The organism is Campylobacter sp. RKI_CA19_01121 (assembly GCF_025771295.1).
In the GTDB taxonomy this organism is placed as follows: domain Bacteria; phylum Campylobacterota; class Campylobacteria; order Campylobacterales; family Campylobacteraceae; genus Campylobacter_D.
Window position 1 is genome coordinate 1 of the sequence record NZ_JAKMQA010000026.1, and the last position, 1848, is coordinate 1848.

Here is a 1848-nt window from a genome sequence, read left to right on the forward strand (position 1 = left end):
TATTTTAGGAGTATAAGTTTTAGATTCATAAGGCAATTCTTTACTTAAATCTTTACCCATAGTATTTACACTAATGATAGGATTAGCTTTAAATGGATCTTTAGAAGTAATGGTTGCTTTAGCTTCACCATTAGCATTAAATACTGCTTCTTGATTGCTTAAACTAGCGTCTCCGCTTAAGTTCCATTCTATTTTTTCATTAGGCTTACCACCTTTTATAGTTACTTCTACATGATCAAGTTTTGGATCTTTTAAAGCTTTGATGTTTTCACTTTCATAAGCATGGATTTTATCTTTACTAAAATTGATGCTTGGAGTATATTGGTGGAGTTTGATCTCTCCACTTACTTCTTGAGTACTAGCTGTGCTTTGATGATAAGTAGCAATGATTTGTAATCTTTTAATATTAAAATCTTTTACTCCTTCAAATACTACCTTACTCTCACCTTTATCATCGGCTGTGCTTTCTTTATCGCTACTAATTCTTAAAGTCTTATTGCTTTGTATATCTTTAGCTTTCCATAAAACTTTTGTTTTTGGTATTAAACCTTTAAGTTTTACTTCAAAGTCGCTTTTATAATCAATCATTCCTTTTTCAAAGTCTTGATGAGTCACAGGATCTTTTCCAGTAGGAAGCTCCATAGTAGCTGTATAATTTTTAATCTCTAAATCTTTACTTCTTTCTTTTACTAATTCATCGCTCATATTCTTAGCAATGATTTTTACTTTTTCATTTCCACTAAGTCCTATGATTTCTACATTACTCTCACCTTTTTCATCAGCTATTAAATTAAGCTCTTTAGTAGTTTTATCTTTATCAATAAATAAAGCATTATCTCCTTGTATGCTCCATTTAACTTTTGTAGAATTAGCTTTTAAGTTTTTATAACTTGCATGAGCTTTTTCTTTATTACCTATAGTGGTTTTATCTAAGATAATATCATTATCTCCATAAATTGCTATTTGAACAAAGGTTTTTAAAGTAACTCCTAATACATTAGCAATGATTGTTGCTTTTTCTTTATCTTTCATATTTGCATCAGGTTTATAGATGATATTTGAATTTCCATCTTTATCAGTTTTATCTGAATTTGGAGTTTTTTCCAAACTTCCTTTGCCAATTAATTTCCAATTTATATCTAAATCACTTGCTAAATCACTTCCTGCAAATGTGATTAGAGATTTTTCATGTCTTTGTATATTAGAAGGTTTAGCAAATACCCTAAAGTCTTCTTTTGGAGCTATGATAGTAATAGGGAAACTTTCTTGAGCATTCCCTGCTTTAGCAATTAAATTGGTTTGATGGATTCCATAAGCATGGATTATTTTTACAAAAACCTTTCCATTACCATCAGTAATATAATGATTTCCATTCTTTAAGATTACACTTTTTTGTTCAGGAGTTACACTCATAGCGACATTTTTAACTGCTTGGTTAAAACCATTTTTTAGCATAATACAATGAGTATTATCTCCTAAATTTCCACAATAAGAAATATGATAAGTATTATTAATAGCTTTATACTCAAGCACCATAGAATAATCTCTATCTATAAAATTGGTTCTAGAGCCTTCAATGGTATTATTTATACCTGCAAATTTAGGATCAAAAGCATGTTTGAGAGCATCTTTATCTAAAGGTATATTAAAATTCATAGCTATATTTGTACCTTGTTTATCACTTTCATTACTTCTTTTATGGCTTAATGAAAAAGTTAATGCTGGATAAGGTGAATAAGTAATACCTCCTTCATACACCAAAGGATTTTTTTCTAAATCTTCAAAGCAGCTTACATTGCCAAATGGAGCTACTTTTTCTCCATACCACTTACTCATATTAGCAAAAAC

At 29.3% G+C, this 1848-nt stretch carries 1 protein-coding gene; it reads right to left on the reverse strand.

The window, feature by feature from the left end; all coding sequences use genetic code 11:
* Positions 1-1848, reverse strand: a 1848-nt coding sequence (locus tag L8T90_RS07785; protein WP_263737167.1) for an inverse autotransporter beta domain-containing protein, incomplete at both ends; no start/stop codon positions are given.